Origin of the sequence: Bartonella jaculi (assembly GCF_039543045.1) — a bacterium.
Classification (GTDB): Bacteria; Pseudomonadota; Alphaproteobacteria; order Rhizobiales; family Rhizobiaceae; genus Bartonella; species Bartonella jaculi.
The window spans coordinates 1-4,882 of sequence record NZ_BAABIZ010000011.1; the positions used below are offsets into that span (position 1 = coordinate 1).

Genomic DNA, 4,882 nt, shown 5'->3' on the forward strand with positions numbered 1-4,882 from the left:
TCAGCCTGTGGAGAGGAAGGCTCTGGCCAATGTCTTGTGACTTTGGTGAAACCAGCCTCGAAGAAGCAGGAAATCAACAGTAGATGTAATCAGAAATGAGAATATTTACGTAAGTTTGATAGAACGGTATTATCATTCCCTTTTAAGAGGGAGCTGATGAATCATTTGAACCATTTGTTTTAAGTTTTGGCAAAGGGATTGTGACTTTTGTTCCACCTAAATTAGAAGTTTCAAAAAGTGGTTTTTCACCAAACTGCATACAAAGCTGTTCCACCACCAAACGGCCAAGACCTGTTTTTTGCTCTGCTGTTTGGTGCTTCATGCCCACACCATTATCTTCCACGATCAGCATCAGCTGTCCATCTTCTTGAGGTCCAAATGAGATATAAATATGGCCAGAGCGCTGATCAGGAAAGGCATGTTTTAAGGAATTTGTCAGCAATTCACCAAGAATAATCCCGAGTGTTGTTGCATCTCTTGAAGACAATCGACAATCTTTAAAGTTGGTATGAATGGTGATATTTCCGCGTAATTCAAAAGGCACAGCCAATTCAACATCATGCACCACCGAACTGAGAAACTCTGCCAATAAAGTTGTTTCCATATCATCACTCAAACGCAAACGGCGATGTGCCGTGGAGATTGTCTGGATACGGTCTCGTGCAGCACCAAGAACAGCCCGCACTTCTTTATTTTTGCTTCGATTTAATTGTAGTCCGAGCAAAGAAGACACCGTACCAAGAGAATTTCCAATGCGGTGGCTTGCATCCTGTAATAACATTTCGACACGTTGACGTTCTTTTTCGGCGTGATTTCGTGCTCTTTCCAATTCTTGCGTGCGTTCTTTCACCCGTGCTTCCAAAGCCAAATTTTCACTCTGAAGTAGCAATTGATACATTTTTAAGGAGCGTACATCACGATGAAAGCGATTAATGACAAAATAGGCGGAAATAAAAGTACTCACGACAGAAACAATGGCTGCCAATGTTAAAGCAGCACGCATAAGCGCTATACCATCGCGCTGTTTTTGTCGCACCACATCATCCCCATTCATAAAGCTTGTCATCAATTCGGCTAGGCGTGCCACTTGAATCTTAGGAACTTCAGAAAAGTGCGAAGGTTGAGAAGATTGATCCGGAAGTGTATCAAGAGCAAGCATATGGGCATTCATAAAGTCCTTGCGTGCTTCGACCTCTTTTTTAAAAGCCGTAAACCATTCATACCATTGCGGATGTGCATAAACAAGGAGTGCCGTATACTCGAGAAGATCGTCAAGATTACGCACAGCATTTTCAAAGCGTTCTTTGTCTTCCGCGTTGTGGGTTTTTGCATAGCTACGGTCGGCGATAGCCATATCGATCAAACTAATAAGCACCAAATCAGCCTGCTCACGCAATTCTGAACTTGTATTCAACTGTGCAACTTCCCGATCAACGGCGTTTGAAAGCAGCATAATAAAGACCGAAGCCAAAAGCGCCATTACCAGAGAAACAATAATCGCCATCCACCGCCAACGTGATATTGTTACATCAGAAGAAGGACTTTGAGAAAGCAAATTCGTCTTTGTTGTCATAGAATTTCCATCGGCGAACCTGAAAATAGTCATTTTTCAGCACCAAGGAAGACAGCCTCAAGAGTCATAACGACCAAGCCCAACGGATGTTTTCATCCCTTAGACTTCCGTTATTTTCCTAAGGTTCAGTCCAAATATTCTGAATTTCCTCAGATGCTAACTTTACTGTAATAGCTATAACGGGAATAAAAAAAACAAGGCTACCCCCCATAATTATTATGCTTTTTTAGCCATTAAATGAACATAATGTACTTCCAGCCGAATAAGAATCGGGACCATAATCGGATTCACCATTGACTTTGAGCAGTTCCTGTAAGCGATTACGGGCTCTACTGACACGGCTTTTAATTGTTCCAACAGCGCAGCCACAAATATTGGCAGCATCTTCATAAGAAAAACCGGAGGCTCCAATGAGAATAATGGCTTCTCTTTGGTCAGCGGAGAGCATATTTAAGGCTTTTTTAAAGTCCTGCAAATCAAGCGATCCATATTGAGCTGGATGAACAGCCATATTTTGGGTAAACACGCCTTCGCTATCTTGAACTTCTCTTCCTCTTTTGCGCATTTGACTGTAAAATTCATTACGCAAAATTGTAAAAAGCCAAGCTTTAAGATTTGTTCCCATTTCAAAACTGTCTTGCTTAGCCCACGCTTTCATAACGGTATCTTGCACCAAGTCCTCAGCTTTATCATGTCTTCCGCTTAAAGAAAGTGCAAAAGCCCGCAGAGCGGGGAGAACCAAAAGGAGTTCTTGTTTAAAGTTTTTCGCGCCCTTTGCCATAAAGGATCAAACCTTTTCCACATTGTTTAAGCTAAATTGCTCTGCCTTTTCCAACCTATCCAAGAGCTCTAGCAAACGCAGTGGAAGTGCTTCTTCCTGAATTTCCATGTAAAACTGGCGTAATTTTCGTGCTATTTGGCTATTAACGCCGAGAAGATCTTCTCCAAACGTTAAATGATTGGTGAGATTTTTTTCATCACGGTCGTTCATTTTTCATCCCCCTAATCCATATATTATAAGTAGCAGCTAGAACATTTTTTCGCCTAATAGTTGTAAATATGGTTGTATGCAAAAAGTTCCATACGAGCGAAGGAACTTTTTCCTCTCTTGAGGATTTCAATCAACAGAATGCTTGCAAAAGGTCAAAGGAGTTATAAATCATGTCATTATCAACGCGCATCGCACCGCATCTTCCCTACCTTCGACGTTTTGCCCGATCTGTCACGGGCAGCCAATCATCTGGCGATGCTTATGTCTCAGCAATGTTGGAAGCTCTCATTGCTGACATTTCTATTTTTCCCCAAACATCGAGTGACCGGATTGGTACCTATTGGCTTTTTTGTCATCTTTTTGACCAAACCACACCGAATATACCCGAACCGCTGCCACAATTTGGTCTTGAACAAAAAACCAGTGCCAAATTATCGTATCTCACCCCGCGTGCACGCCAAGCATTTTTATTGATTGCTGTCGAAGGCTTTAATGAACAGGAAGCGAGCGAAATTATGAATCTTGATGCGAAAGAATTTCGCAAGTTTTTGAATCAAGCCTCGCTTGACATTTCTCAACAAATAGCCACAGAAGTAATGATTATTGAGGACGAGCCACTCATTGCGATGGATATTGAGCAAATGGTAGAAAGTTTAGGTCATCAGGTTGTAGGGATTGCGCGCACCCGCGATGAAGCTGTTGTGCTGTATCATAAAAAGAAGCCACGGCTCATTTTGGCTGATATTCAATTAGCTGACAACAGTTCTGGCATTGATGCAGTCAACGACATTTTAAAGAATGACCGTATACCAGTGATCTTCATTACGGCTTTTCCTGAAAGATTATTGACCGGAGAGCGTCCAGAGCCGACTTTTTTAGTCACGAAACCCTTTAATCCTGATATGGTAAAGGCGCTTATTTCCCAGGCTTTATTTTTCCAAGAGAATGCTTCCAAAGCTGCCTAGAACAGAGTAACATCTTAACCATGATCGTTACGCCTATTCCACCGATGGATAGATCACATCTCAGTGCTCTCATGCAAGCGATACGTGGCGCTGATATTTGTGTACTCTATCAGACAACCAATCTGGTTTATTTATGGGCTGAAAACCTGCCTCAGCATTTACACAGCAAATGGCGTGTGGGATGTCGTGATGGTGATTTTTTTTCGCTTGATCTCGCTGACAATATGGAAACGATCAAATTGCAAGTTTTAGCCACTGGCAAAATGCAAACCATTGAAGCCCGGTTTGAGGACACGTCCAAACAAGCACTTTGGTACAAATTTTCTATTGATTGCCACCTTAACGATAACGGAGAAATTATCGGCATTATCACCACCGGTGTTGATATTTCAGGATTACGCCGTCGTGAGCAAGTTCTAAAAGTACTTCTTCGCGAAGTGAGTCATCGTTCTAAAAATCTTCTCGCCATCATTCAAAGTATTGCGAGTCAAACCGCACGTTATACTGAATCGCTTCAGGTTTTCTTACGCAAATTTCAAGGACGGCTCCATTCTCTTTCGCATTCTCAAGATCTGATCACCGATTCTGATTGGCGTGGAGCGCAATTTCGCGAATTAGTTCAATCGCAAACTTCGGGCTATTTGATAAAAGATACAGAACGCTTTTCCATTGAAGGCGTGGATCCTTATCTTTTTCCCAATGCAGCTTTGCATATTGGTTTGGCTTTTCATGAACTCATTGTTAATTCTCTTTCTTTTGGTGCTCTCTCACAAGAAAAGGGTAGTGTTTGTGTGCGTTGTGAAATCCACACAAAAATGAACGAAACGACGCAACTTCTTATCACTTGGAATGAAAATTTTGAAGCGGGAACTCTTCTTTCTAGTGAGAACAAAGCGTGTTTTGGCAGTGCTGTTTTAAAAAAGATTGTCCCTGTATCTGTAAATGGTTCGGCTTCTTTAAAATGGACAGAGACAGGGATTGTTTATTGCCTCTGTGTTCCTGACGATTATTTCGATATCCTTTTTTAAAAACGCTCAAAACATTTGTGAAACAAAAGAGCAAAACACGAGGCCCCCAAAAACCGGCCCAATCCGCCTCCCAAAAGCCACGCCCCCAAGCCACGCCATTTGCCCAGCACCAAGATATTTTTTCCCCACAACCAGCTCTTAGGAGTTTGCTTTGAAAATCTCGTCTACTGGCATGCACGCACCGGCTCAAATCCTGCCCTCTTGAATCCAAATCCGGTAGTTCCCACGAAGGCGCAACATATCATTCGTCTGGTTTAAACATTCTCCTCTGCCAATATTAGAGAGCATCGAGGCGTTTTTTTTAAATCTCTTCACGCAATCACTG

Annotated in this window: 5 protein-coding genes; 2 read left to right on the forward strand and 3 right to left on the reverse strand. The window is 42.2% G+C overall.

What is annotated here, in order from left to right; translation table 11 throughout:
- Window positions 1-142: 142 nt before the first annotated feature.
- From ABD915_RS05495 to ABD915_RS05505, 3 genes are all read right to left on the reverse strand, one after another.
- The gene (locus tag ABD915_RS05495; RefSeq protein WP_345116285.1) at window positions 143-1,573 is read right to left on the reverse strand and encodes a sensor histidine kinase; all 1,431 of its coding nucleotides are present in this window, start codon (window positions 1,571-1,573) and stop codon (window positions 143-145) included.
- A 226-nt stretch (window positions 1,574-1,799) separates the two neighbouring features.
- Window positions 1,800-2,354 (reverse strand): RNA polymerase sigma factor, encoded by a 555-nt coding sequence (locus tag ABD915_RS05500; protein ID WP_345116288.1) that lies wholly within the window; start codon window positions 2,352-2,354, stop codon window positions 1,800-1,802.
- Window positions 2,355-2,360: 6 nt separating this feature from the next.
- Complete coding sequence (locus tag ABD915_RS05505; protein WP_345116292.1) at window positions 2,361-2,564, reverse strand: NepR family anti-sigma factor; 204 nt, start codon at window positions 2,562-2,564, stop codon at window positions 2,361-2,363.
- A 170-nt stretch (window positions 2,565-2,734) separates the two neighbouring features.
- Here ABD915_RS05505 and ABD915_RS05510 point away from each other — a divergent pair, with 170 nt between their 5' ends.
- Together ABD915_RS05510 and ABD915_RS05515 are read left to right on the forward strand one after the other, a co-directional pair.
- Window positions 2,735-3,529: a response regulator gene (locus tag ABD915_RS05510; protein ID WP_345116295.1), complete on the forward strand. Its 795-nt coding sequence runs from the start codon at window positions 2,735-2,737 to the stop codon at window positions 3,527-3,529.
- Window positions 3,530-3,549: 20 nt separating this feature from the next.
- Window positions 3,550-4,557: a sensor histidine kinase gene (locus tag ABD915_RS05515; protein WP_345116298.1), complete on the forward strand. Its 1,008-nt coding sequence runs from the start codon at window positions 3,550-3,552 to the stop codon at window positions 4,555-4,557.
- Window positions 4,558-4,882: the final 325 nt, after the last annotated feature.

Bases quoted from the DNA above. Each gene is read 5' to 3' on its own strand.
- ABD915_RS05510 (WP_345116295.1), top strand. From the start codon at position 2,735: ATGTCATTATCAACGCGCATCGCACCGCATCTTCCCTACCTTCGACGT.
- ABD915_RS05515 (WP_345116298.1), top strand. From the start codon at position 3,550: ATGATCGTTACGCCTATTCCACCGATGGATAGATCACATCTCAGTGCT.
- ABD915_RS05500 (WP_345116288.1), bottom strand. From the start codon at position 2,354: ATGGCAAAGGGCGCGAAAAACTTTAAACAAGAACTCCTTTTGGTTCTC.
- ABD915_RS05505 (WP_345116292.1), bottom strand. From the start codon at position 2,564: ATGAACGACCGTGATGAAAAAAATCTCACCAATCATTTAACGTTTGGA.
- ABD915_RS05495 (WP_345116285.1), bottom strand. From the start codon at position 1,573: ATGACAACAAAGACGAATTTGCTTTCTCAAAGTCCTTCTTCTGATGTA.